The 25,266-nt window shown below is 72.4% G+C and carries 24 protein-coding genes and 1 pseudogene; 15 read left to right on the forward strand and 10 right to left on the reverse strand.

Annotated features, from left to right (window positions below):
* Nucleotides 1–89 precede the first annotated feature (89 nt).
* The 8 genes from ABZ948_RS17265 to ABZ948_RS17300 are packed head-to-tail and all read left to right on the forward strand — an operon-like array spanning nt 90 to nt 7,938.
* A complete protein-coding gene (locus ABZ948_RS17265; protein ID WP_359760359.1) occupies nt 90–1,163 on the forward strand; it encodes a sugar ABC transporter substrate-binding protein in 1,074 nt (357 codons plus the stop codon).
* Nucleotides 1,160–2,650, forward strand: coding sequence for a sugar ABC transporter ATP-binding protein (locus tag ABZ948_RS17270; protein WP_359760361.1), 1,491 nt, complete (start codon nt 1,160–1,162; stop codon nt 2,648–2,650). The genes ABZ948_RS17265 and ABZ948_RS17270 overlap by 4 nt, the downstream gene beginning before the upstream one ends.
* Complete coding sequence (locus ABZ948_RS17275; RefSeq protein ID WP_359760363.1) at nt 2,643–3,668, forward strand: ABC transporter permease; 1,026 nt, start codon at nt 2,643–2,645, stop codon at nt 3,666–3,668. Before ABZ948_RS17270 ends, ABZ948_RS17275 begins: the two co-directional genes overlap by 8 nt.
* A 35-nt stretch (nt 3,669–3,703) precedes the next feature.
* On the forward strand, nt 3,704–5,047 hold the full coding sequence (locus tag ABZ948_RS17280) for an L-fuconate dehydratase (protein WP_359760365.1): 1,344 nt from the start codon (nt 3,704–3,706) through the stop codon (nt 5,045–5,047).
* Entirely contained in the window at nt 5,044–5,799 is a 756-nt protein-coding gene (locus tag ABZ948_RS17285; protein ID WP_359760367.1) for an SDR family NAD(P)-dependent oxidoreductase, read from the forward strand. Before ABZ948_RS17280 ends, ABZ948_RS17285 begins: the two co-directional genes overlap by 4 nt.
* The gene (locus tag ABZ948_RS17290) at nt 5,796–6,794 is read left to right on the forward strand and encodes an aldo/keto reductase (protein ID WP_359760369.1); all 999 of its coding nucleotides are present in this window, start codon (nt 5,796–5,798) and stop codon (nt 6,792–6,794) included. Before ABZ948_RS17285 ends, ABZ948_RS17290 begins: the two co-directional genes overlap by 4 nt.
* The gene (locus ABZ948_RS17295) at nt 6,791–7,108 is read left to right on the forward strand and encodes an L-rhamnose mutarotase (RefSeq protein ID WP_359760371.1); all 318 of its coding nucleotides are present in this window, start codon (nt 6,791–6,793) and stop codon (nt 7,106–7,108) included. The genes ABZ948_RS17290 and ABZ948_RS17295 overlap by 4 nt, the downstream gene beginning before the upstream one ends.
* Nucleotides 7,105–7,938, forward strand: coding sequence for an amidohydrolase family protein (locus tag ABZ948_RS17300; protein ID WP_359760373.1), 834 nt, complete (start codon nt 7,105–7,107; stop codon nt 7,936–7,938). Before ABZ948_RS17295 ends, ABZ948_RS17300 begins: the two co-directional genes overlap by 4 nt.
* On the opposite strand, the gene ABZ948_RS17305 is transcribed toward ABZ948_RS17300, so the two are convergent.
* Complete coding sequence (locus ABZ948_RS17305; protein ID WP_359760375.1) at nt 7,926–9,347, reverse strand: lipase maturation factor family protein; 1,422 nt, start codon at nt 9,345–9,347, stop codon at nt 7,926–7,928. The genes ABZ948_RS17300 and ABZ948_RS17305 overlap by 13 nt on opposite strands.
* A 150-nt stretch (nt 9,348–9,497) precedes the next feature.
* Here ABZ948_RS17305 and ABZ948_RS17310 point away from each other — a divergent pair, with 150 nt between their 5' ends.
* The 3 genes from ABZ948_RS17310 to ABZ948_RS17320 all read left to right on the forward strand — a co-directional run bounded on the left by ABZ948_RS17310 (nt 9,498) and on the right by ABZ948_RS17320 (nt 13,730).
* On the forward strand, nt 9,498–10,679 hold the full coding sequence (locus ABZ948_RS17310) for a DUF6777 domain-containing protein (RefSeq protein WP_359760376.1): 1,182 nt from the start codon (nt 9,498–9,500) through the stop codon (nt 10,677–10,679).
* Nucleotides 10,680–10,756: 77 nt separating this feature from the next.
* The gene (locus ABZ948_RS17315; protein WP_359760378.1) at nt 10,757–12,844 is read left to right on the forward strand and encodes a SpoIIE family protein phosphatase; all 2,088 of its coding nucleotides are present in this window, start codon (nt 10,757–10,759) and stop codon (nt 12,842–12,844) included.
* Nucleotides 12,845–12,866: 22 nt separating this feature from the next.
* Nucleotides 12,867–13,730, forward strand: coding sequence for an Fpg/Nei family DNA glycosylase (locus ABZ948_RS17320; RefSeq protein WP_359760380.1), 864 nt, complete (start codon nt 12,867–12,869; stop codon nt 13,728–13,730).
* 46 nt (nt 13,731–13,776) lie between these two features.
* Here the strand turns inward: ABZ948_RS17320 and ABZ948_RS17325 are convergent, their stop codons facing one another.
* The 4 genes from ABZ948_RS17325 to ABZ948_RS17340 all read right to left on the reverse strand — a co-directional run bounded on the left by ABZ948_RS17325 (nt 13,777) and on the right by ABZ948_RS17340 (nt 17,074).
* Nucleotides 13,777–14,958, reverse strand: a complete 1,182-nt coding sequence (locus tag ABZ948_RS17325; RefSeq protein ID WP_359760382.1) for a PP2C family protein-serine/threonine phosphatase — start codon at nt 14,956–14,958, stop codon at nt 13,777–13,779.
* A gap of 101 nt (nt 14,959–15,059) precedes the next feature.
* Nucleotides 15,060–15,713, reverse strand: a complete 654-nt coding sequence (locus ABZ948_RS17330; protein WP_359760383.1) for a zf-HC2 domain-containing protein — start codon at nt 15,711–15,713, stop codon at nt 15,060–15,062.
* 151 nt (nt 15,714–15,864) lie between these two features.
* Nucleotides 15,865–16,377: a hypothetical protein gene (locus ABZ948_RS17335; protein WP_359760385.1), complete on the reverse strand. Its 513-nt coding sequence runs from the start codon at nt 16,375–16,377 to the stop codon at nt 15,865–15,867.
* A gap of 151 nt (nt 16,378–16,528) precedes the next feature.
* Nucleotides 16,529–17,074: a sigma-70 family RNA polymerase sigma factor gene (locus tag ABZ948_RS17340; protein WP_031120108.1), complete on the reverse strand. Its 546-nt coding sequence runs from the start codon at nt 17,072–17,074 to the stop codon at nt 16,529–16,531.
* A 222-nt stretch (nt 17,075–17,296) separates the two neighbouring features.
* Between ABZ948_RS17340 and ABZ948_RS17345 the strand changes: the two genes are divergently transcribed.
* Nucleotides 17,297–18,451, forward strand: a complete 1,155-nt coding sequence (locus ABZ948_RS17345; protein ID WP_359760388.1) for a CapA family protein — start codon at nt 17,297–17,299, stop codon at nt 18,449–18,451.
* A 4-nt stretch (nt 18,452–18,455) separates the two neighbouring features.
* Here ABZ948_RS17345 and ABZ948_RS17350 read toward each other — a convergent pair whose 3' ends face one another.
* On the reverse strand, nt 18,456–19,883 hold the full coding sequence (locus tag ABZ948_RS17350) for an amino acid permease (RefSeq protein WP_359760390.1): 1,428 nt from the start codon (nt 19,881–19,883) through the stop codon (nt 18,456–18,458).
* Between the two features lie 98 nt (nt 19,884–19,981).
* Nucleotides 19,982–20,419 (reverse strand): pyridoxamine 5'-phosphate oxidase family protein, encoded by a 438-nt coding sequence (locus tag ABZ948_RS17355; protein ID WP_359760392.1) that lies wholly within the window; start codon nt 20,417–20,419, stop codon nt 19,982–19,984.
* Between the two features lie 89 nt (nt 20,420–20,508).
* On the opposite strand from ABZ948_RS17355, the pseudogene ABZ948_RS17360 reads away from it, so the two are divergent.
* Nucleotides 20,509–21,353, forward strand: a pseudogene (locus ABZ948_RS17360) (IS5 family transposase).
* A 24-nt stretch (nt 21,354–21,377) separates the two neighbouring features.
* On the opposite strand, the gene ABZ948_RS17365 reads toward ABZ948_RS17360, so the two are convergent.
* Nucleotides 21,378–21,839, reverse strand: coding sequence for a universal stress protein (locus ABZ948_RS17365; RefSeq protein WP_359760394.1), 462 nt, complete (start codon nt 21,837–21,839; stop codon nt 21,378–21,380).
* 380 nt (nt 21,840–22,219) lie between these two features.
* Between ABZ948_RS17365 and ABZ948_RS17370 the strand changes: the two genes are divergently transcribed.
* Entirely contained in the window at nt 22,220–23,044 is an 825-nt protein-coding gene (locus tag ABZ948_RS17370; protein WP_359760396.1) for a polysaccharide deacetylase family protein, read from the forward strand.
* Nucleotides 23,045–23,108: 64 nt separating this feature from the next.
* Here the strand turns inward: ABZ948_RS17370 and ABZ948_RS17375 are convergent, their stop codons facing one another.
* The gene (locus tag ABZ948_RS17375) at nt 23,109–23,777 is read right to left on the reverse strand and encodes a class F sortase (protein ID WP_359760398.1); all 669 of its coding nucleotides are present in this window, start codon (nt 23,775–23,777) and stop codon (nt 23,109–23,111) included.
* A 351-nt stretch (nt 23,778–24,128) separates the two neighbouring features.
* Here ABZ948_RS17375 and ABZ948_RS17380 point away from each other — a divergent pair, with 351 nt between their 5' ends.
* Nucleotides 24,129–24,617 (forward strand): hypothetical protein, encoded by a 489-nt coding sequence (locus ABZ948_RS17380; RefSeq protein WP_359760400.1) that lies wholly within the window; start codon nt 24,129–24,131, stop codon nt 24,615–24,617.
* Nucleotides 24,618–24,724: 107 nt separating this feature from the next.
* On the opposite strand, the gene ABZ948_RS17385 is transcribed toward ABZ948_RS17380, so the two are convergent.
* Entirely contained in the window at nt 24,725–25,258 is a 534-nt protein-coding gene (locus tag ABZ948_RS17385) for a hypothetical protein (RefSeq protein WP_359760402.1), read from the reverse strand.
* Nucleotides 25,259–25,266 lie beyond the last annotated feature (8 nt).

Below are 25,266 nucleotides of genomic sequence, written 5' to 3' on the forward strand. Positions count from 1 at the left end.
ATATGGCGTAGCGGGGTGTTCCGGCGGGGGAGTGGTCTGATAAGTATGCGGGCATCTGCTGGAACACCGGTCGATGGGAGCACCCAGAGATGCCCGGAAGCACAGTGCGGAAGCGGAAGCAATCCCGGATCGTCGGCGCGGTGGCCCTGGCCGCCGGCGCCGGTCTCGTGCTCGCCGGATGCGGCAGCACCAAGGACACCGGCGCCTCGGGTGCCGGCGGTGGTGACGGCACGGGCAAGGTGGGGGTCGTGCTGCCCCTGCTCACCTCGCCGTTCTGGCAGTCGTACAACGACTACGTGCCGAAGATGGCGAAGTCCGAGGGCGTCGACGCGATGAAGACCGTCAACTCCAACAGCGACCCCTCGCAGCAGATCACCGACATCAACAACCAGCTCAACCAGGGCGTCGAGGGCCTGGTCGTCGCCCCGCTGGACAGCGCCGCCATCGAGGCGGGTCTCGACCAGGCCGAGCGCAAGGGCGTGCCGGTGGTCGCCGTGGACGTGGCGCCCGACAAGGGCAAGGTGGCCATGGTCGTCCGGGCGAACAACGTGGCCTACGGCGAGAAGGCCTGCCAGTACCTCGGCGAGCACATCACCTCGGGCAAGGTCGTGCAGATCATGGGCGACCTCGCCTCGGTCAACGGCCGGGACCGCTCCGAGGCGTTCCGCGCCTGCGTGAAGAAGAACTTCCCGAAGCTGAAGGTCCTGGAGATCCCCGCCAAGTGGGAGTCCGACACCGCGGCCTCGAAACTGGACACGCTCCTCAACGCCAACCCCGACATCAAGGGCATCTACCTGCAGGCGGGCGGCGTCTACCTGGCGCCCACCCTCCAGACACTCAAGTCCAAGGGCATGCTGAAGAAGGCCGGACAGCCGGGCCACATCACGATCGTCTCCAACGACGGCATCCCGCAGGAGTTCGACGCGATCCGCAAGGGCGAGATCGACGCGACCGTCTCCCAGCCCGCCGACGCCTACGCCAAGTACGGCATGTACTACATCAAGGCGGCGATGCAGGGGAAGACGTTCAAGCCCGGCCCGACCGACCACGACTCCACGATCGTCAAGCTGCCCAGCGGCATCCTGGAGGACCAGCTGCCCGCGCCGCTGGTGACCAAGGACAACGTCGACGACCCCAAGCTCTGGGGCAACACGGTCGAATGAGTACCGCACTGGTTGAAGCGCGGGGCATCGTCAAGCGATACGGCCCCACCACCGCTCTCGCCGACGGGCGGCTCACCGTCCTGCCGGGCGAGTCCCACGCCCTCGTCGGCCGCAACGGCGCCGGCAAGTCGACGCTGGTCAGGATCCTCACCGGACTCCAGGCACCCGACGAGGGCACCGTCCGCTTCGACGGCGACCCCGCGCCCCCGCTCACCGACCGCGACGCCTGGCGCCGCAAGGTCGCCTGCGTCTACCAGCACCCCACGGTCGTCCCCGAACTGACCGTCGCCGAGAACCTGTTCATCAACCGGCAGCCTCTTCAACGGGGCTTCATCAGCTGGCGCCGGCTGAAGGCGGAGGCCGCCGCGCTCCTCGACACCTGGGACGTGCGCGTCGACCCCGACGCCCGCACCGCCGAACTCAAGGTCGAGGACCGGCAGATGGTGGAGATCGCCCGGGCCCTGAGCTTCGGTGCCCGCTTCATCGTCCTGGACGAACCCACCGCCCAGCTCGACAACCGCGAGATCGAGCGCCTGTTCACCCGCATGCGGGCGCTGCAGGACTCCGGCGTCACCTTCCTGTTCATCTCCCACCACCTCCAGGAGGTCTACGAGGTCTGCCAGACCGTCACGGTCCTGCGCGACGCCCGCTGGATCACCACCGCCCCGGTCGCCGACCTGCCGCGCCAGGCCCTGGTGGAGGCCATGGCCGGGGAGACCGTCGCCGAACAGGCCGAGCGGCGACGGACCGCCGAGGCGGCGGGCCCCGTCCTCCTCGACGTCCGGGGACTCGGCTCGACGGCGTACGAGAACGTCGACCTCACCGTCCGCAGGGGAGAGGTCGTCGGACTCGCCGGATCCAGCGCCAGCGGCAAGATCGAGCTGGCCGAGACGTTCACCGGACTGCACACCCCGACGAGCGGGACGGCCCTGCTCGACGGCGCGCCGCTGCCCTTCGGCGACGTCCGCGAGGCCCTCGCGGCCGGTGTCGGCTTCGTGCCCCGCGACCGGCACGAACAGGGCCTGGTCTTCGGCATGTCCATCGGCGACAACGCCACGCTGAGCGTCCTGGAACGCCTCGGCCGCTTCGGTTTCGTCGGCGCCGACCGCAAGCGCACGGTGGCCACCGCCCTCATCGAACGGCTCGACATCCACACCGAGGGCCCCGAGCAGCCCGTCTCCGACCTGTCCGGCGGCAACGCGCAGAAGGTCGTCATGGCCCGCGCCCTCGCCTCCGACCCGCGGCTGCTGGTCCTCGTCAACCCGACCGCGGGCGTCGACGTGAAGTCCAAGGAGTCCCTGCTCGCCCGCGTCGACAGCGCCCGCGAGGACGGCACCGCCGTGCTCGTCGTCTCCGACGAACTCGACGACCTCAGGCGCTGCGACCGGGTCCTCGTCCTCTTCCACGGCCGGGTCGTCGCCGAACACCGGGCGGGCTGGCGCGACCACGGGCTCATCGCCTCCATCGAAGGAGTGGACCATGGCTGACACCAAGGCCCCGCCGGTGAAGCCGGTTCGCGTGCCCGACACCGGGGCGGCGAGGACCGTACTGGTGCGCCGGGCCCGCGAACTCGCCCTCGTACCGGCCCTGTTGCTGCTTCTGGTGCTCGGCGCGTTCGTCAACGACTCGTTCCTCACCGAGCGCAACCTGATCTCCATCCTCGGCGCCTCCGCCGCCCTCGCGATGGTCGTGCTCGCCGAGTCGCTCGTCCTGATCACCGGCAAGTTCGACCTGTCCCTCGAATCGGTCGTCGGCATCGCGCCCGCCGTCGGCGCGCTGCTCGTGCTGCCCGCCGCCCAGTCCGGCTGGGGCACCGAACTCCCCGCCGCCCTGGCCCTCCTGGCCGTCCTGGTCGCAGGCGCCGCCGTCGGCGCCTTCAACGGCGTCCTCGTCGTGAAGTTCAAGCTCAACGCGTTCATCGTGACGCTCGCGATGCTGATCGTGCTGCGCGGCCTGCTGGTCGGAGCGACCAAGGGCAAGACGCTGTTCGGCATGCCCGACAGCTTCTACTCCCTGGCGACCACCACCTTCCTCACCGTGCCGCTGTCGGTGTGGCTGGCCGCGCTGGCCTTCGCCGTCGCCGGGCTGGTCCTGAAGTACCACCGGGTCGGGCGCGCCCTGTACGCCATCGGCGGCAACGCCGACGCGGCCCGGGCGGCGGGCATCCGCGTGGAGCGGGTCATGCTCGGCGTGTTCGTCGTCGCGGGCGTCCTCGCAGCGGTCGGCGGCATCATGCAGACCGGCTACGTCGGCGCGATCAGCGCCAACCAGGGCCAGAACATGATCTTCACGGTGTTCGCGGCCGCCGTGATCGGCGGCATCGCCCTCGACGGCGGCAAGGGCACCATGTTCGGCGCCCTGACCGGTGTACTCCTCCTGGGTGTCGTGCAGAACCTGCTCACCCTCGCGCAGGTGCCGTCGTTCTGGATCCAGGCCATCTACGGCGGGATCATCCTGGTCGCCCTCATGATCGCCCGGGTGACGACCGGGCGCGCCCAGGACTGACCCCGCCCCTCGCTCCGACCGACGAAAGGCCCCCCGTGTCCCCGACGCCCGCCCGCATCACCGCGGTCGACACCCACGACATCCGCTTCCCCACCTCGCGCGAGCTCGACGGCTCCGACGCGATGAACCCCGACCCCGACTACTCGGCGGCCTACGTCGTCCTGCGCACGGACGCGGCCGACGGGCACGAGGGGCACGGGTTCGCCTTCACCATCGGGCGGGGCAACGAGGTCCAGGTCGCCGCGATCGACGCGCTGCGCGGACACCTGGTCGGCCGCGACGTGGCCGACCTGTGCGCCGACCCCGCCACCCTCAACCGCGACCTGATCGGCGACAGCCAGCTGCGCTGGCTCGGGCCCGAGAAGGGCGTGATGCACATGGCGATCGGCGCCGTCGTCAACGCCGTGTGGGACCTGGCCGCCAAGCGCGCCGGCCTGCCGCTGTGGCGGCTGCTCGCCGAGGCCGAGCCCGAGTGGCTCGTGCGTCAGATCGACTTCCGCTACCTCACCGACGCCCTCACCCCCGAGGAGGCCCTGGCCCTGCTGCGCCGGGGCCGGCAGGGCGCCGAGGAGCGCACGGCCCGGCTCCTGGAACGCGGCTACCCCGCCTACACCACCTCGCCCGGCTGGCTCGGCTACGACGACGAGAAACTCACCCGGCTCGCCGCCGAGGCCGTCGCCGACGGCTTCACGCAGATCAAGCTCAAGGTGGGCGCCGACCTCGACGACGACATCCGCCGCTGCCGCGTGGCCCGCTCGGTGATCGGCCCGGACATCCGCATGGCCGTCGACGCCAACCAGCGCTGGGACGTGGCCGAGGCGGTCCGCTGGACCAAGGCCCTCGCCGAGTTCGACCCGTACTGGATCGAGGAACCCACCAGCCCCGACGACATCCTCGGCCACGCGGCGATCCGCCGGGCCGTCGCCCCCGTGAAGGTCGCCACCGGCGAGCATGTCCACAACCGGATCGTCTTCAAGCAGCTCCTCCAGGCCGGCGCGCTCGACGTCGTCCAGATCGACGCGGCCCGCGTCGGCGGCGTCCCCGAGAACCTCGCGATCCTGCTGCTCGCGGCCAAGTTCGGCGTGCCGGTCTGCCCGCACGCGGGCGGCGTCGGCCTGTGCGAACTCGTCCAGCACCTGTCGATGTTCGACTACGTGGCCCTGACCGGCACCACCGAGGACCGCGTCATCGAATACGTCGACCATCTGCACGACCACTTCCTCGACCCGGTGGTGATCCGGCAGGGTCACTACACGGCACCCACCGCGCCGGGCTTCTCGGCCGCCATGCGGCCCGAGTCGCTGGCGCGCTACACGTACCCGGGCGGCGACTTCTGGGCCGCCGACCTCGACGCGACGAAGAAGGGGCACGCTGCATGAGCGACTTCGAGGGTCTCAGGGCCCTGGTGACGGGCGGTGCCTCCGGCATCGGCCGGGCCACCGCGGACCTCCTGGCCGAGCGCGGCGCCCAGGTCGCCGTCCTCGACCTGGACCCGTCGCCGGTCGACAAACCACTCCTGGGCCACCGCGCGGACGTCACCGACGACACGTCCGTACGCGCGGCCGTCGCGACCGCGGTCGCCGACCTCGGCGGCCTCGACGTCCTGGTCAACAACGCGGGCATCGGCGCCCAGGGCACCGTCGAGGACAACCCCGACGACGAGTGGCACCGCGTCTGGGACGTCAACGTCGTCGGCATGGTCCGCACCACCCGCGCCTGCCTGCCCCACCTGCGCGCCTCCGAGCACGCGGCGATCGTCAACACCTGCTCCATCGCCGCCACCGCGGGCCTGCCGCAGCGCGCCCTGTACAGCGCCACCAAGGGGGCCGTGTACTCCCTGACCCTCGCCATGGCCGCCGACCACGTCCGCGAGGGCATCCGCGTCAACTGCGTCAACCCCGGCACGGTCGACACCCCGTGGGTCGGCCGCCTCCTGGACGCCGTCCCCGACCCGGCCGCCGAACGCGCCGCCCTGCAGGCCCGCCAGCCCACCGGCCGGCTGGTCTCCCCGGCCGAGGTCGCGGGCGCCATCGCCTACCTGGCGAGCCCCCTGTCCGGCGCCACCACGGGCACCTCGCTCGCCGTCGACGGCGGCATGCAGGGCCTGCGGCTGCGCCCGGTGGCCCGGTGAACCGGCTCGGCCGCGGCGGCGTCCAGGTCAGCGCCCTGTCCTTCGGCGCCGCCGCGATCGGCAACCTGTACACCGAGGTCGGCGAGGAGCAGGCCCGCGACGCCGTCGAGGCCGCCTGGCAGCGGGGCATCCGCTACTTCGACACCGCCCCGCACTACGGCCTCGGCCTGTCCGAACGACGCCTCGGCGCCGCCCTGCGCGACCACCCCCGCGACCGGTACACCGTCTCCACCAAGGTCGGCCGCCGCCTCGAACCCGCCCACGGCACCGGCGACGACCTCGCCCACGGATTCGCCGTGCCCGCCACCCACCGGCGGGTGTGGGACTTCAGCGCCGACGGCATCCGCCGCACCCTGGAGTCCAGCCTGGAACGCCTCGGCCTGGACCGGGTGGACATCGTGTACCTCCACGACCCGGACGAGCACGCCGAAGCGGCCTTCCGCGAGGGCTACCCGGCCCTGGAGAAGCTCCGCTCGGAGGGCGTGGTCGGCGCGATCGGCGCCGGCATGAACCAGTCGGAGATGCTCACCCGCTTCGTCCGCGACACCGACGTCGACGTGGTGCTGTGCGCCGGCCGCTACACCCTGCTCGACCAGAGCGCCCTCACCGACCTGCTGCCCGCGGCCCACGAGCGCGGCACGTCCGTCGTCATCGGCGGCGCCTTCAACTCCGGCCTGCTGGCCAACCCCGAGCCGGGCGCCCGCTACAACTACGGCATCGCCCCCTCCGGGCTGGTCCAGCGGGCCCTGCGGCTGAAGTCCGTCGCCGACCGACACGGCACCACCCTGCGCGCCGCCGCCCTGGCCTTCTGCGCCGCCCACCCGGCCGTCGCGAGCGTCCTCGTCGGAGCACGCTCCGCGCACGAGGTCCGCGACTGCGCCCACCAGTTCGCCGCCCGGGTGCCGGACGCCTTCTGGCAGGACCTGCGCGCCAAGGGACTGCTGCCCGCCGACGCCCCCGTCCCCGCCGAGACCTCCCCGAAGGAGCTCTCATGAGAGTCGCCCTGCACACCAAGGTCCGCCCCGACCGCATCGCCGCGTACGAGGCCGCCCACCGCGAGGTCCCCGGGGAACTCACCGACGCCATCCGCGCCGCCGGCGCCACCTCCTGGACGATCTGGCGCAGCGGGACCGACCTCTTCCATGTCCTGGAGTGCGAGGACTACGCCCGTCTCCTCGCCGAGCTGGAGAAACTGCCGGTGAACGTCGCCTGGCAGGCCCGCATGGCCGAGCTGCTCGACGTCGTGCACGACTACTCGGACGAGGGCGCGGACGCCGGCCTGCCCGTCGTCTGGGAGCTGCCGGCATGACCGTGACAGACGCCCACCACCACGTGTGGGACCTGTCCGTCCGGGACCAGGACTGGATCACCGGGCCCGAACTCGCGCCGCTGCGGCGTGACTTCACCCTGAAAGACCTCGAACCCGAGGCCCGGGCCGCCGGAGTGGGCCGCACGGTCCTCGTCCAGACGATCACCGTGCCCGAGGAGACCCCCGAGTTCCTGGCCCTGGCCGCCGAGCACGACCTCGTCGCGGGCGTCGTCGGCTGGACCGACCTCACCCGCCCCGACGTCGCCGACGAACTCGCCCGGCTGCGGGAACTCCCCGGCGGGCGGTACCTGAAGGGCATCCGCCACCAGGTCCAGGGCGAACCCGACCCCGAGTGGCTGCTCCGCCCGGACGTACGCCGGGGACTGACCGCCGTCGCCGACGCCGGGCTCGTCTACGACCTGGTGGTGCTCCCGCACCAGCTGCCCGCCTGCGTCCGGGCCGCCGCCGCCCTGCCCGGCCTCACCTTCGTCCTCGACCACCTCGGCAAACCGCCCATCGCCTCCGGCGCCCTCGAACCCTGGGCGTCCCGCCTGCGCGCCCTCGCCGCACTGCCCAACACGGTCGGCAAGCTCTCCGGCCTGGCCACCGAGGCCGACCACGCCTCCTGGACCGTCGAGGACCTGCGCCCGTACGCCGACGTGGCGCTTCAGGCCTTCGGGCCCGGCCGCCTCATGTACGGCTCGGACTGGCCGGTGTCCACCCTGGCGACGACGTACGGCGCCATGCTGGACGCCACACGCCGGCTGACCGACCCGCACGACCACACCCAGATCCTCGAGACCACCGCCGGCCGCGTCTACGACCTCTGAGCGACCTCCGACAGCCGCGTCGGCGGCAGGTACTCCCGTACGTACGTCCGTTCCCAACACGCGCCCGTCTCCCGCAGCTCCCGCCACGTCGTGTAGCGGTAGCGGAACAGGCGGGCGCGCACGTACCGCGGCGGCTCGTCCGGCGGGAACGGCGAGCGCCGCAGCAGCTTCAGCGTGTCCCGGTCGTTCTCCAGCAACCGCTCCACCAGCGCCCCGAACCAGGACCCGGCGTACGCGGGGGAGAGGGCCGCGAACCACATCAGCCAGTCGAGCCGCAGGTGGTAGGGCGCGAACTGGCGCGGCCAGCGCCGGGGATCGCCCGGCTTGCCCTTGAACTCGTACTCCCGCCAGTCCGAGTCCTCCCGCGGCACGTCGTCCGACGTGCCCTCGACCACCACCTCGTACCGCACGCGGCTCACACTGCCGAACGCCCCGTAGGTGTTGACCAGGTGCAGCGGGTCGAACGAGCGGTTCATCACCTGGCGGCGGGAGAGCATGTTGCGCACCGGCTGGTAGCTCAGACCCACCAGCAGCGCGGCCACCGCGAGCACCACGACGACGTACCAGAGCGGGGCGTCCGGCACGTCCGGCGCATCGATGGGGAACCGCACCGCCGACAGCGCCAGCACGATCGTGATCCAGTTCAGCCAGGAGAAGTTGCCCGACAGCACCAGCCACAGCTGCGTGACGATCATCAGCGACGCGGCGGCCGTCGCCACCGGCTGCGGGGTGAACAGCAGGAACGGCACCACGAGTTGCGTGACGTGGTTCGCGGCCACCTCGACGCGGTGCAGGGGCCGGGGGAGATTGTGGAAGAACCAGCTCAGCGGGCCCGGCATCGGCTGGGTCTCGTGATGGTGGTCCAGGCAGGTCAGCTTCCGCCAGCACTCGTCGCCGCGCATCTTGATCAGCCCCGCGCCGAACTCCACCCGGAACAGGATCCACCGCAGCAGGAACAGCACCACGAGCGGCGGCGCCACCTCGTCGTTGCCGAGGAACACGGCGAGGAAGCCGACCTCCAGCAGCAGCGACTCCCAGCCGAACGAGTACCAGGTCTGGCCGACGTTGACGATCGACAGGTACAGCACCCACGGCACCAGCCACAGCAGCATGCCGCCCCACAGCGGCAGCAGCGAGTCCAGCCCGGCCAGCAGGGCCGCCGACACCGCGCAGCCCGCCCAGGCGCAGAGCGCGAAGAAGCGGTCCGAGTAGTGCAGCTGGAACAGGCTCGGCGCCCGTTTGAACGGCACCCGCTCGACGAACCGCGGCACCGGCAGCATGCCGCGCCGCCCGATCAGCGCGCGGAACTGGAGCGCCGCCGTCAGGAACGCCACCAGGTACACGGCGGCCAGCGCCCGCTGGAAGACCAGCCGGGTCAGCCAGTAGTCGGACGCGGTGAACCAGTCCACGGCCGTGCGCTCCTTCCCCTGCGACGCCGGACCCCGGGGTCACGCTCCGTGTACCACCGCTCCGGTTGCGTGACCCGAGTGAGCGAAGCAAACAATAGTGACGGATTGCCTGAGATGCCTGAAGGGTGACGAGGCGGGCGGGAGGACGAGGTGCGGACACCGACGGGGGCCTTCGTCACATCCTGCGCGCTCACGGCGGCGCTCCTCCTCACGGGCTGCGGCGACGGCGACGGCGACCGCGCCGACGACGTCGGAACCGGCGGAGCACTCGTCCTCCTGCCGGCCGCGGACCGGGGGCCGGACCCCTTCACCGACTCCACGGCCACCACGACGGCTACCCAGCACCCCGCCCCGCGAACGCCGCGGACGGCGGACGCGGCCGTCCGGGTCTCCGCCGCGCCGGGCGGACTGCGCGCACTCTCCGGCGCGACACCCGGGCTGTACGCGGGCACCGAGCAGACCGGCAGCTGCGACATCGGCCGGCAGATCGGCCACCTCACCCGCGACCGGGCCAGGGCGCGCGCCTTCGCCGGGGTCGCGGGCGTCGCCCCGGCGGCCCTCGGCGACTACGTGCGGGCCCTGACCCCGGTCGTGCTGCGCGCCGACACCCGCGTCACCGGCCACGGCTACCGCGCCGGACGGGCCGGCGGCTACCAGTCGGTCCTCCAGGCGGGCACCGCGGTCCTGGTAGACGACCGGGGCGTGCCGCGCGTGCGCTGCGCCTGCGGCAACCCGCTGCTCCCGCCCGCGGCGATGCGCGGCACGCCGGTCACCAAGGGCACTCCCTGGCCCGGCTACCGCCCCGGCGAGGTGATCGTCGTGACCCGCGCACCACGGGCGATCACCGACTTCACGATCGTCGACGTCGCCGCCCGCCTCTGGATCGAGCGGCGTGCCGGACACGACGTGCGGCACGACCGCGTCCTGCCCCCGCCGGTGTGGGCGACGACAACCCCCGAGGCGTCCGCGCCCGCGTCCGTCGCCCCGGGCGGGCCGGACGCCCTGCCGCGTGAGCCGGGCGGGTCCCGGCGCGGGGGCCTGACCGGCGACTCCGCCGCCCTCCCGGCGGACGAGACCGACCCGCCCCCGGACGAACCGGCCCCGGAGGATCCCGGCGACCCGGACCCCGAGGATCCCGGCGATCCGGACCCCGAGGATCCCGGCGATCCGGACCCCGAGGATCCCGGAGACCCGGATCCCGAGGATCCCGGCGAGGTCGGCCCGGAAGCCGTGCCGGACAGCCCCGATCTGCCCGACGGCGGCGGACTGATTCCCGATGAACCGGCCACCGACCGCATCTTCGGCAGCCCCACGGACGTCTTCAGTAACTGAGGGCCGCCCGGGACGGGTGGCTCGTACACTCGGCACATCCGGTCGAAGAATCGGACGAATCCTGGCAAGGTGGGCCCATGGCTGATCGGGGAGCGAGCGCCCTGTCCCTCCCGGACGACTGGCCCGCCCACCCGGATCCGATCCTCGCGCTCAACCGGATGGGCAGCTTCGACTGGGATCTGGACACCGGCCTGATGCAGATGGACGCGCAGGCCCACGAGGTCTTCGACGTGCTCCCGGACGAGTACGACGACCACCCCGAGACCCTCTCCCGGCGCGTCCCGCCCGGCGAGGCCCGACGCCTGGACACCGCCGTCTCCCAGGCCCTGAAGGACGGCAGCGAGAACTACGGCGCCTACTTCCGCATCCGCCGCCGCGACGGCACCCTGCGCTGGACCCACACCCAGGGCTACATCCGGCGCGACGAGACCGGCCGGCCCCGCCGCATCATCGGCATCGTGCGGGACGCCACCCAGGAACTCGTGGAGAGGGACGCCCACCGCGACCAGGCCGCCCAGGACGAGGCCCGCCGCGAGCAGACCAGCGTCGTCGAACTCACCACGGCCGCCCTCGCCCACGCCCGGACCGTCCAGGACGTCATCGACGTCCTCAAGGACACCCACGGCCTCACCCACCTGGGCGCCACCAGCCTCGTCATGGGTTTGGTCGAGGCCGGCCGCATCCGCCTGGTCGCCGAGGGCCCTGCGGACAGCTTCGTGCCCGGCACCCGCGTCACCCGCATCGACGAGCCCTACCCGATGAGCGAGGCCGTGCGGACCCTCGGCCCGTGCTTCATCGAGTCGCCCGAGGAGTTCGCCGAGCGCTACCCGATCCTGTGGCCGCACATCACCGACCTGAACATCACCTCGGCCGCCTATCTGCCGCTCATCGTCCAGGCCCGGCCGATCGGCGCGATGGGCCTGCTCTACAGCGACCGGCGCGGCTTCACCTCCGAGGAGCGCAACATCCTCGTCGCCCTCGGCAGCAGCATCGCGCAGAGCCTGCAGCGGGCCATGTTCTACGAGCAGGAGATGGACCTCGCGCAGGGCCTCCAGCAGGCCATGCTGCCCCGGACCATCCCCAGCGTGCCCGGCGCCGACGTCGCCGTCCGATACCGCGCCGCCACCATCGGCGGCTCCGTCGGCCGGGACATCGGCGGCGACTGGTACGACCTGATCCCGCTGCCCGGCGGCCGGGTCGGCGCCGTCATCGGAGACGTCCAGGGCCACGACACCCACGCGGCCGCCGTCATGGGCCAGCTGCGCATCGTGCTGCGCGCCTACGCCGCCGAGGGGCACCCCCCGGCCACCGTCATGGCCCGTGCCTCCGTCTTCCTGCACGAACTCGACACCGACCGCTCCGCCACCTGCCTCTACGCCGAGGCCGACCTGTCCACGGGCGTGCTCCAGATGGTCCGGGCCGGCCACATCGATCCGCTCGTGCGGCGCCCCGACGGCTCCTGCCGCCGCGTCCCCGTCGCGGGCGGCCTGCCGCTCGGCCTGTCCGCCGAGTTCGGCCGCCTCGACTACCCGGTGGGCACCATGGAGCTCGACCCCGGCGACACCCTGCTGCTGTGCACCGACGGCCTCGTGGAGCAGCCCGGCGCCGACCTCGACGACGGCATGCGCACCCTCACCGCGCTCGTCGACACCGGCCCCGACGACGTGCGGGACCTCGCCGACCGGCTCATCGACGTGGCCGCCGAGCGCGGCGGCGACGACGACGTGGCGCTGCTCCTGCTGCGCCGGCGCGGCCCGGACGGCCCGCAGTCCGGCCGCCGGCTCCAGCGGCACGTGGCCCCCGGTGACCCGGTGGCCCTGGCCGAGGCCCGGCACATGATCCGCACCGCGGTCGCCGCCTGGGGAGCCGGGGACCGCGCCGACGAGATCGAACTGGTCGCCGACGAGCTGATCACCAACGCCCTGATGCACACCGAGGGCTCCGCGATCGTCACCCTGCGGGCCCTCACCGGCTCCGAGGTCCGGCTGCGCGTCGAGGTCGAGGACTCCTCCAGCGCCCTGCCGCGCCGCCGCGAGGCGGGCGACTCGGGCGTCTCGGGGAGGGGCCTGCTGCTGGTCGAGCTGCTCACCGACGTATGGGGCGTGGAGGCCCGGGGCGGGGGCAAGGCCGTGTGGTGCGAGTTCGTGGTGCCGGACCACGACTGACCGCACGTGGCACTCTGGACCCATGCCGGAACTCCCCGAGGTCGAGGCGCTCAAGGACTTCCTCACCGAGCACCTCGTCGGCCACGAGATCGTACGGGTGCTGCCCGTGGCGATCAGCGTCCTGAAGACGTACGACCCGCCGCTGTCCGCGCTGGAGGGCCGCGAGGTCACCGCCGTGCGCCGGTACGGCAAGTTCCTCGACATCGGGACCGCGGACGGGCCGCACCTCGTGACGCACCTGGCCCGCGCGGGCTGGCTGCACTGGAAGGACCGCCTCCCCGACGGCCCGCCCCGCCCCGGCAAAGGCCCCCTCGCCCTGCGCGTGGCCCTGGAGACCGGCGCCGGCTTCGACCTGACGGAGGCCGGCACGCAGAAGCGGCTCGCGGTGTACGTCGTCGGGGATCCGCAGGAGGTGCCGGGCGTGTCCCGGCTCGGCCCGGACCCGCTCGCCGACGACTTCGACGAGGCGCGCCTCGCCGGGCTGCTGTCCGGTGAACGGCGGCAGCTCAAGGGCGCGTTGCGCGACCAGAGCCTGATCGCGGGCGTGGGCAACGCCTACAGCGACGAGATTCTGCACGCCGCGAGGATGTCGCCCTTCAAGCTGGCCGCGTCCCTGACCGAGGCGGAGACCGGGCGGCTGTACACGGCTCTGCGCGACACGCTCACCGAGGCGGTCGAGCGCTCCCGGGGCGTGGCGGCCGGGCGGCTGAAGGCCGAGAAGAAGAGCGGCCTGCGCGTCCACGGCCGCACCGGCGAGCCCTGCCCGGTGTGCGGTGACACCATCCGCGAGGTGTCCTTCAGCGACTCCTCGCTCCAGTACTGCCCGACCTGCCAGACGGGCGGGAAACCGCTGGCGGACCGCAGGATGTCCCGCCTGCTGAAGTGACCCGGGCCCGCGTCACCGGGCCGGCTGCATCACCGGGTCGGTGGCGTCACCGGGCCGGTGGCGTCCACTCGAACATCAGGATGGTCGCGTCGTCCCGCAGCCGGCTGGTGGGCGAGTCCAGGATGGAGTGGATGAGCCGGCGCAGCGTCTCGGGCGCCAGCTCGCCCGCCGCCATCGCCCGGATGATGTAGTCGGCGAACTGTTCAAGACCGAACTCGCCGCCGTCGCTGCCGCGGGCCTCGGTCACCCCGTCGGTGTACATCAGCACCCGGTCGCCGGGCTTCAGTGCGATCTCGTGCGTCTGCCGCTGCCGCCCGGCGAGCAGGGACGGCAGCCCCATCGGCGGATCCGGCTCGCGCCGCATGGCGTCCACGTGCAGCCGCTGCTCGCGGATGAGCAGCGGCGGGGGATGCCCGCAGTTGCACCACCGCAGCATCCCGGAGGCCAGGTCCAGCTGGGCCAGGACGCCCGTGCAGAACTGGTCGGGGAGCCAGCGCGCCAGCGCGTCGTCGACGCACTCCACCAGCTCGGGCAGGTCCGCCCCGGTCCGCCGGGCGTTGCGGCAGGCGGCCAGCGACACGGCCGTGGTGAGCCCGGAGGCCAGGTCGTGCCCCATGGCGTCGAGGACCGCGGCGTGCAGCGTCGTCTCCGTCAGGGAGTGGTCGAAGGCGTCGCCGCCGATCTCGTAGGCGGGCTCCAGCACGGCCGTGGACACCACGTGCGCGGTGCCGATCGTGCGGGGCGGCAGGAAGGCCCGCAGCATCTCGGCGGGCAGCCGCATCGGTTCGGTGCGCGTCCGCCGGACGAAGGAGTCCTTGTACGCCCGCTTCGACGTGATCATCATGGCGAGCAGGGTGGCGAGGGCCCGGCCGCGGCGCAGCACGGCCGGTGTCAGCGCCGGGGAGAGCACGGAGAGCACCCCGAGCCGTTCCGCGCCGTCCAGGAGGGGGAACCAGGCCGTCATGCCGCCCGACTCCGACTCCTCCACGCGCAGCGACTGGGTGCGGTAGGTCCAGCCGGCGAGCGAGTCGTCCACCGACAGGGGCGAGGCCACGTCGGTGAGCGGTACGAGCCGACGCTGCTGGATGTCGGCCAGGTACACCACCGAGTGCTGGATGCCCACGGCCTTGGTGCAGCGGGCCACCGCAGCGGCCAGGTCCAGCGCCGAGCTCTCCGGATCGGCGAGGAACTCCTCCAGACGACCGTCACCGGTCTCCGCCGTCGTCACCTCGTCTCCCCTCGCCGCGCAGCCCGGGTGTGTCGTCCAGCAGTCTCACACCGGGACGCCCGGGCTGCCCGGCGACAGAGGCGGACGGACGACACACCCTCCTAGGGCGACGGGAGCTTCACCAGGACCTCGCCGGCCGACGAGCGGATCTCGTAGCGGGCGATCTCGTCCGGGTGCATGGACGAGCTGGCCATCATCGTGTTCGGGTGGGCGTCGTGACCGGGCCCGTGCCAGCTGGTCGCGGTCTCCTCGGTGCCGTCGTGGCCGATGATCACCAGGTGGCAGGCTCGGGGCCCGGCCGCGTCCTTGACCTGCAGCTCGACCTGGCTGCCCGAGGCCTCGTCCTCCGTCCTGACCTGCGCCCACACCCCCGTGCGCGCGTCGGTCGCGGCGACCGTCATGGCCTCCTCGCCGCTGCCCCGGGCCATCATCGCGACCCCGGGCACCGACACCGCGAGCGCCACCGAGGCCGCCAGGGCGAACAGCATGCGTCTGCGCCCGGCCCGGCGCCGGGTGGCCACCTCGGCCAGCAGCCGGTCCAGCATGCGCGGACCGGGCTGCGCCATCGGGTGCACGAGCCGCGGCGTCGCCCGCCGGTACAGCATCAACTGCCGTGTCGTCGGGCCGAATTCCGTCACCTCTGCAGCGCACCGAGGGCACTCCATGAGGTGGTCCTCGAAGCGGAATGCCTCCGCCTCGTCCAGCACGCCGAGCGCGTAGGCGCCGACGTCGCGATGCCTTTCCAGGGACCTCATGCCGAATCCTCGTGCCGTTGGGTGCGGGTGGGGTTACTCCTTGCTCCCACCGGTACGGACCAGGCAGCGGAATCACTCAAGCCGGTGACACAATCGCAACCAAAGGATTCGGAGCCCTCCGGCCCCCGGATTGGTCCGGTGCCGCGGAAATCTAAAAAAGATGGATCGCGAGGTGCCCGAGCGGCAGTCCGAGCTGCCAGGCGGGCGTCCACACCTTCGGCCCCTCGTCCTCCCCGACCACCGGAGCGCCGCCCGGCACGGCGTTCAGGTCGGGCGCGAGCAGCTCCGTCTCCTGCAGCCAGCGCCAGGCCTCCTCCGCCAGCTCCAGGTCGGGTGCCGGCCCGCCCGACTCCGCGGCCGCCGCCGCGACCTCGGCCAGCCGTTCGCGCACCCACTCCTGCCACGGCTGGTCGTACGCGGTCAGCGACAGCCAGGTCTCCAGCTGGGTGACGACCCGGATGCCCGACAGCTCCCCGTCGGTGTCGGAGAGGAAGATCGTCAGCGCCAGGGCGTCACGCCCGGCGCGGAACTCGAAGGACGTCGGCGGCATCAGATCGCCGGTCCGCAGCAGCTCGTCGGCGATGTACTCGGCGTACAACCACGCCATGGGGACGGTCAGTTCACCGCCGGCGCCGTCCGTGCTCTCCTGCCCTCTGTGCAGCATCCCTTCCTGCCTTCCTCCGGTACGTGCGCGTTGCCCGACACCGGGCTCCGGGGTGATGTCGGCCCCATCCGGAACACGGATGAGAACAGCCGATTACTCAACCGGGGTCCTCAGCAAGGCGCTTTACGGAGGTTTGACTCGGCCATTGGTTTCAGCGCAGGTCGGCGGCGTATCCCGGAAGCACCCGGCGCAGGGCGCGCAGCGCGTAGTACGCGCGGGACTTCACGGTACCGGGCGGGATGCCGAGGGTCGCCGCGGCTTCCGCCACACTCGCCCCCTGGAAGTACACGAGCACCAGGACTTCACGGTGCTCCGGAGTGAGTGTCTTCACAGCCCGGCGGACGTCGAGCGTCGCCGCGGCCCGCTCGGCGTGGTCGGAGATGACCCGCGCGTTCTCCAGCACCGCGTCGCCGACCTCGGCGGGACGGGCCTGCCGGGCCCGCCGGGCGTCGATCGCGAGCCGTCGCCCGACGGTCATCAGCCAGGGGCGTACGGAGTCGAAGTCGTCGGCGCGCAGGGCCTCGGGGTGCTGCCAGGCGCGCACCAGCGTTTCCTGGACCAGGTCCTCCGCGCGCTGCCGGTCGCCGTCACAGAGCCGGAGCAGCAGCGCGAAGAGGGGCCGGCCGTGCTCCCGCTGCAGTGCGGCGAGCTCGTGCTCGGCGGTCGTTCCGTTCATGAGAGTGGATCCGGCCGTCATGGCCGTATGCCACCGCAGGGCGTGGCTGTGGCACAGGCCACGTACCCGGCTGTGCGGCGGACGGTCGATCGCGTCGACGAACGGTTCGACGAACGGTCGGGGCGCTCCACCGGGCGGGTGCCGGTCGGGCTGATGAGCGTGTCGGAGCCGCGTGGGGCGGCGCGTGCCTTCTTTCCTGTTTGTGTGTAAATACGACTACAACGCCCACAGTGGGGTGAATGGATGATCGCACGCAGTCGACAGGTGGCCCTGGCCCTGACCGTCGCCCTCGCCGCAGGCGCCGCCTGCCAGGCCCGTGACCACGAACCACCCGGCCCCGGGCGCCCGGCGCCGTCCCTCGCCGAGCCCCGAGGCTTCACCCTGGTCGCCTCCGGCGACGTCCTCCCGCACGACACGGTCATCGACCGGGCCCGCTTCGACGCAGGCGGCACCGGCTACGACTTCCGGCCGATGCTCGCCGGGATCCGCTCCGTCGTCGAACGCGCCGACGTGGCCCTGTGCCACATGGAGACCGTCTACGGCGCGAACGGCCACTACACCGGCTACCCCACCTTCAAGTCCCCGCCCGAGGTGGCCCCGGCCCTCGCCGCCACCGGCTACGACGGCTGCTCCACCGCCTCCAACCACACCCTGGACGACGGCGCCGACGGCATCCGCCGCACCCTCGACGCCCTCGACCGGGCGGGCGTCCGGCACGCCGGCTCGGCCCGCAGCGAGGAGGAGGCCCGCACCGTGACGGTCCTCCAGGCGGGCCCGGCGAAGATCGCGCACCTCGCCTACACCTACGACACCAACGGCATCCCGCTCCCCGACGGACAGCCCTGGGCCGTCAACCTCATCGACGAGGGCAGGATCCTCACGGACGCCCGGGCCGCGCGGAAGGCGGGCGCGGACGTGGTCGTCGTGTCCATGCACTGGGGCACCGAGTGGCAGGACGCCCCCGACGACCGGCAGCTGACCCTGGCCCGGAACCTCACCGCCGCCCGCAGCGAGGGGCGTCCCGACATCGACCTGATCCTCGGCACCCACGCGCACGTCCCGCAGGCCTACGAGAAGGTCAACGGCACCTGGGTGATCTACGGCATGGGTGACCAGATCGCCGGCCTGATGACCAACCACCAGGGCGCCAAGGACCCGCGCGGCAACCAGTCCACCCTCGGCCGCTTCACCTTCACCCCGCCCGCACGGCCGGGCGGCCGCTGGGAGGTGACGAAGGCGGAGTTCGTCCCGCAGCTGTTCGACGTCGACGCCGGCCGGGTCGTCAACCTCAACCGGGCCCTCGCCCAGGGCGCCGGTGTCCAGGCCGTGCGCGACCGCATCCGGGACGTCGTCCTCAGCCGGGGCGCGGCCGAGGACGGACTGGTGATGGGGGAGTAGGGCCCTACGGACCGTCCGGGCGGCGCTTCGCCAGCTCCGAGCGCCGGTAGGAGTAGGCGAAGTAGAAGACCAGCCCCAGCGCGAACCAGACGGCGAACCGCGCCCACGTCTGCCACTGCAGGAAGGTGATCAGCCAGATCGAGAACACGATCCCCACCGCCGGCACCACGGGCATCCACGGCGTGCGGAAGGTGCGCGGCAGGTCCGGCTGCCGGTAGCGCAGCACGATCACCGCCGCGCACACCACCACGAACGCCAGCAGGATGCCGATGTTGGTCAGCTCGGCCGCTTCGCCGATCGGCAGGAACCCGGCGATGGCGGCCGACGCGACACCGGCGATCCAGGTGACCCGCGTGGGCACGTGCCGCGTCGGGTGCGTCTTCGCGAACCACTTCGGCAGCAGCCCGTCCCGGGACATGGCGAACCAGACACGGGTGACGCCCAGCATGAACGTGAACATGACCGTGAGGATGCCGATGATCGCGCCGACCGCGATGACGTCGGCCAGGCCGCTCAGCCCCACCGACTTGAACGCCGTGGAGAAGCCGCTCTCCTTGTCGATGTCCTTGTAGTCCTGCATGCCCGTGAGCACCAGGCAGGCCGCCACGTACAGCACCATCGAGATGACGAGCGAGTAGATGATCGCCTTCGGCATGTGCCGCTGCGCGTCCTTGGACTCCTCGGCCGCCGTCGACATCGCGTCGTAGCCGAAGACCGCGAAGAACACCGTCGCCGCGCCCGTGAACGCCCCGCCGACCCCGTAGGGGAAGAAGGGGTTGTAGTTCGCCGTGTCGATGTGGAACACGCCCACCGCGATCACCAGCAGCACCACCAGGACCTTCAGGATCACCACGACCGTCTCGAAGCGGGCCGCGTTCTTGATGCCGAGGTTCAGCAGGTAGGCGATGAGCAGGCACAGCAGCGCCGCGAACAGGTCCACCCGGTGCCCGTCGCCGGTGCCGGGCGCGCCCAGCATCCAGTTCGGCAGGTCGGCGCCCATCTCGCCGACCAGGAAGCTGAAGTAGCCGGAGATGCCGATCGCGACCACCGCCACGATCGCCGTGTACTCCAGCAGCAGGTCCCAGCCGATGAACCAGCCCGCGAGCTCCCCGAGCACGGCGTAGCCGTAGGTGTAGGCCGAACCGGCCTTCGGGATGAGCCCGGCGAACTCGGCGTACGACAGGGCGGCCGCGGCGCTCGCGACGCCCGCGATGAGGAAGGACACCAGCACGGCGGGACCCGCCGTACCGTTGGCCACGGTTCCCGCGAGCGTGAAGATGCCCGCGCCGATGATGCCGCCCACCCCGATCGCGGTCAGCTGCCACAGCCCCAGCGACCGTTCGAGCCGGGTGCCCCTGCCGACTTCCGTCTCCTCGATCTGCTCGATGGGTTTGCGGCGGAGAATCCCTTCACCCATCCGGAGTCCGGCCATACGCCTCACCTCTTCGCCATCGGCAAACGGCTGACGGCGGATCATGATGGCTCAGCGGCCCCCCGCGACGGAAGACACCGCGCAAGGCCCTTGCCGCCTCACGGGGACACGGCGTAGCTCAGGTCGTGCGCGACGAGGGACACGGGCTTCAGCCGCAGCCACACCGTTCCCCGCTGCGTGGGATCGTCGTACAGGTAGTGCACGAAGCGCTCGTCCCAGCGCTCCTCGTCCGCGCCCAGATAGCGGACGAGCTTGCGCCGTCCCCGCTCGACGTCGAACGGCAGCAGCTCGGCCCGGCCCCGCGCGATCACCTGCCGGACCAGCCCGGTCGCCAGGTCGCACTCGTCCACGACCAGCGCGACCTCGGGATCGGCCCGCACCCGGTCGAAGAGGCGGGCCCAGGGCCCGGTCAGCACCCAGAAGGCGCCGCCCTCCCAGAGGAACCAGACGGGGCGGACCGTCGGCCCGTTCGTGGCGAGGCGCGCGGTCAGGGGCCGGCGCAGGAAGGCGTCCAGGTCGAACGGGTGCGATGTCACCACCGCATGATCGGGCCCTCACCGGTCACCTGTACACCGACCGGAGACCTAGGCAGTTTCGTTTGGATCAGCCGGTCGTTGGCCCGGGTGTGCCGTTGACTGACGCGCAGTGGGCGCGAATCGAGCCGTTACTCCCGGACCGCACTCCGAAGCGGGGTGGCCGGTGGCGGGATCACCGGGAAGTGATCGACGCGATCGCCTTCAAGTTCCAGACCGGAACTCAGTGGGTCCACCTGCCGGAGAAGTACGGCAACTGGCGGGGCGTCTACAACCGGCTGCGGATGTGGGCCGTCGACGGCACCTGGGAGCGGGTGTTCACCGCGCTGATGGCCCAGGCCGACGCGGACGAGGACCTCAACTGGGCTGTCTCGGTGGACTCCACGATCGTGCGTGCCCACCAGCACGCGGCCGGAGCCCGCAAAAAGGGGCCCCTGCAGACGAACCCAGCGACCACGCCATCGGCCGCTCCCGCGGCGGACTGACCACGAAGATCCACCTCGCTGCCGACGGCCACTGCCGGCCCCTGGCGTTCGTTCTCACCGCAGGCCAGGCCGGCGACGCACCTGCTTTCACCGACGTCATGGCCCGCTTACGCGTTCCTCGTCGGCGAGGACGGCCCCGCACCAGGCCGGACCTGGTCCTGGCCGATAAGGCGTACTCCTCCCGGGCTATCCGCGCACACCTGCGCAAGCGCGGCATCCGGGCGGTGATCCCCGTACCGGCGGACCAGCGCAGCCACCGGCTGCGTCGCAGCAGTCGGGGCGGCAGACCACCGGCCTTCGACCGCGAGACCTACAAACAGCGCAACACCGTCGAGCGGTGCATCAACCGCCTCAAGCAGTGGCGCGGCATCGCCACCCGCTACGAGAAGACCGCCACCATCTACCTGGCCGGACTCCACATCGCAGGCATCTTCCTCTGGTCTGCCCGATGATCCAAACGAAACCGCCTAGGTCCGCTACGGCACCACCGTCACCGGCCAGCGCCCCGCCTTCACCAGCCGTACCGCCACCGAGCCGACGATGCGGTGGCCCGCCTGTTCCGAGGCGCCCACGACCACCGCGTCCGCCTTGAGTTCGTCGGCCGCCTTCACCAGGCCGTTGTACGGGTCGCCGCGGAACGTGTGGAACTCCCAGCGGACCTCGAATATCCCCTTGAGCCGCTCCGCCGCGTCCCGGATCTGCGCCACCAGGTCCTCGGCGATCTCGTCGGTCGTCTCGCCGACCGGCGCCCCGAGCGCCGCCCCGGCCGCCAGCACGGGCTGCACGTACACCACGGCGAGCAGCGCGTGCTGCCGCCGGGCCAGCCCGCCGGCGTAGGCCGCGGCCCGAAGGGAGGAGTCGGAGCCGTCCACCCCGACCACGATCACCTTCGGCCCGTCCGTGCCCCGTTCGAACTGCGGGGAGTGCTGTTCCGTCACGCCGCGAGGCTATCGGAGGCGACGGCTCCGGCAGCAGGGCGGGAGCCCGAGACGGTCGGGGAACCCCGTGGAGGGTGCCAACCCGCCTACCGCGACGGCGTCATGGAGTTCATGGTGGTCAAGTCGCCCGGAAAAGGGCACCCGGCACGCGGACGGCGGCCCGTCGCCACGGGAAGGGCCGCCGTCGCTGGCGGCGCTCGGCCTCGCCGGAGGGGACGGGACCGAGCCCGCCGACCCCCTCGCGGGCCTGGCCGGGCAGGGCCCGCCCGGCCCCGGTGCGGCCGTCCCTGACCCGCCTGCGTGGGCCGAACGGGTGAAATCGTGCCGCCGCACCGGTGTTGCTCAGGTGCGTCGGCCCTCCGCCGGGCGACTGATGAGTCATGAAGAAGGATCAGTTGCTCACCCGACGCGCGGCGTTGCTCGCGGGCGCCGGCGCCGTGGGAGCGGCCGCCACGGCCGGGGTGCTCACGGCGGTCACCGGGGACGCCCCCGCCCGTTCCGGCCCGGCCGCGGGCGCCCAGGCCCGCCGCCCCTCCGCGTACCGCCTCCAGCCGCTGACCGGCTACGGCCCGCCCCGCGCCGCCCCCCGCCGGACCCTGGTACGCCGCGAACCGCTGCTGCGCGTCTCCGGCCGCGGCCGCGCCATGGTGCTGACCTTCGACGACGGCCCCGACCCCCGCTACACCCCGGACATCCTGGACACCCTGGCCGAGTACGACGTCCGTGCCATGTTCTTCGTGTGCGGCGAGAAGGCCGCCGACAGCAGGGAACTGCTGGCCCGGATGGCCGACGAGGGCCATGTCGTCGGCAACCACACCTGGTCCCACCCCCTGCTCACCCGCCTCACCCGCCGGCAGATCCGCAGGGAGATGGAACGCACCAGCGACGTCGTCGAGGACGCCTGCGGGGAGCGCCCCGAGTGGTTCCGCGCGCCCTACGGCGCCTGGAACCGCGCCACGTTCCAGATCGGCGCCGAACTCGGCATGGAACCCCTCGCCTGGACGGTGGACACCCTCGACTGGACCACTCCGGGCACCCGGTCGATCGTGAAGCGGGTCGAGAACGGCGCCGCCCCCGGCGTCGTGGTGCTCTCGCACGACGCCGGGGGCGACCGCTCGCAGAGCGTGCGGGCCCTGCGGCGCTACCTTCCCGGACTGCTGGACTCCGGCTACCGCGTCACCGTGCCCCGGCGGCACTACGCCTAGGAGGGGCCCTCGGGTTCTCGCCCTGCCGGCCGGGGCAGGGCGAGAACCGCCCGAGGCGCGGCGCTCAGCGCACCTCGACCAGGCGGGCGAAGGCCACGACGTTGCCCGCGTAGCCGTCCTGCTTGGAGAATCCGCCGCCGCAGGTGATGACCCGCAGTTCGGCCGCTCCCTTGGACGCGTAGACACGGTCGCCGGGGAAGTTGTCCTTCTCGAACACCTCGACCCCGTAGATCTCGAACACGGCGGTCTTGCCGTCCTGCCGGGCGACCTCGACGCGGTTGCCCTTCTTCAGCGCCCCCAGCCCGTAGAACACGGCGGGCCCCTGCTGGTTGTCGACATGGCCGACGACGACCGCCGTGCCCTTCTCGCCGGGCGTGACGGCGCCGGTGAACCAGCCGGCCAGGTTCGGGTCCTCCGGCGGCGGCGCACCCACCCAGCCGTCCGCGTCCAGGCCCACGGGGATGATCGGCGCGTCGACCTGGATCGCCGGGATCCGGACCCGGTCCGGAAGGGCGTAGGGCAGGGGCCGTACGGTCCCGGCGAAGGTGGCGGAGGGCACCCGGCTGTCCGCCGCGGCGGCCGTGGCCGGCTGCGGCGGGCCCTCGTCGAACTCCCCCGAACCATTCCGGATGAGCGCGAGGCCGGTCAGCAGAACCAGCGCTATCACGCCCCAGGGGGCGCGCTTCTTCCGCCGCGCCTCCTCCTCCGCCTCGGCCAGCTCGGACGCAGACATTCGCCTTCCCCTCTCGACCCGGCCGTCGCCGTGTCATTCGCGCATATCAGAACGCTAAGTGCCGTGCGCGAAAGCGGCGACGGGGCGGGCGCGAACGGGTGGCCCGGGGCCGTGCGGGGCGGCCCGGGACCCTGAGGTGCGCCATCCGAGTTGCCGCCGTGAGGAAATTTCCGACCTCGCGTGACCTGCGGTGATGTCCGAATCTGCGGTTTTCCCGCGGGGCCCTCTCTCACCAGGACGGACCATTCCCGAAATGCGGGTGCGGACAAGGCAACTGACTGTCTTTCTGGGAGGCGCTTTCTCGCCGATCGACCGGGGACGGGACCCGGGGCGTCTTCCGCGGAGGTTCACATGCCTAACACTCGTGCCCTGGCGGTCGCCGGTGCGGCGGTCGCCGCCCTCGGCCTCTCCGCCCCCGCGGCCGTCGCGTGGGACACACCCAGCAACATCGTCGCCCTGCCGAGCGTCATCGCCCGTGGCGGCCAGCTGACCATCACGGTCGACGGCTGCCGCCACGGTGGCACGGCGACCTCCACCGCGTTCACGATGCCGGCGCAGCTCACGCCCGTCTCCGGCGCCAAGGAGACGGCGAGGGGCACCGCCACCATCAGGAACAACGCCCGCCCGGGGCCGTACGACATCACGGTCACGTGCAACGGCAAGAGTCTGACCAAGCCGCAGGCCTTCACCGTCATCGGCGGTGTCCGCGGCGGTCTCGGCGGCAGCAGCACCACCGGCGCGACCCCGACCGACATGGCCATCGGCGGCGGACTCGTGGCCGCGGCGGTCCTCGGCGGTGGCGTGTTCTGGATGCGCCGCCGGGCCGAACGGCGCATCTGACGCTCCCCGGCCTTCTTACGAGCGGTCGTCTCGCACGTGAACGGTGTGCGCCCCGGGTCTCCCTCACACGGGGAACCCGGGGCGAACACCTGCGGGCGGTGCGTCAGTCAGCCGGCGTCCTCGTCGGTGCGGCGGCGCGAGAAGTGGTAGGCGGCGCCGAGCGAGCCGGCGATGAGCGCGGCGCCGAGGCCGATCTCCCCGAGGTCGAAGCCGGCGAGAGTGCCGCCCTCACCGGCATGCACACCCTTCGGGTGCCGGTGGTGGTGCGTCGGATGCGGCGTGGGGTGGTGGGTCGGCCGGCCGCCGGCGATGGTCAGCCGCGCGGTGCCGCTCGACTCGTCACAGACGAACTCCACGTCGTAGACGGCACCGGGCTTGGCGTCCCAGTCGACCACGGCCGACGCCGACGACTTCCCCCGCGGGATGGTGACCACGTCGAAGACCGCCGAGGAGACGGCCGCCTCGCCCCGGCACGCCTCGTTGCGCTCCACCCGCAGCGTGACCCGGCCGCCCGCCGCGACGGTGGAGGGCTCGACGGCGAAGCCGAAGTCGGTCCGGATCGCCGCGTCGGCGGCGGGCACGCAGGAGGTGAGGGCGCCGGCGCCCAGCAGTACGGCCGAAGCGACGCATATCGCGCGCATGATGGATC

This window comes from Streptomyces olindensis (genome assembly GCF_040645895.1).
In the GTDB taxonomy this organism is placed as follows: Bacteria; Actinomycetota; Actinomycetes; order Streptomycetales; family Streptomycetaceae; genus Streptomyces; species Streptomyces olindensis.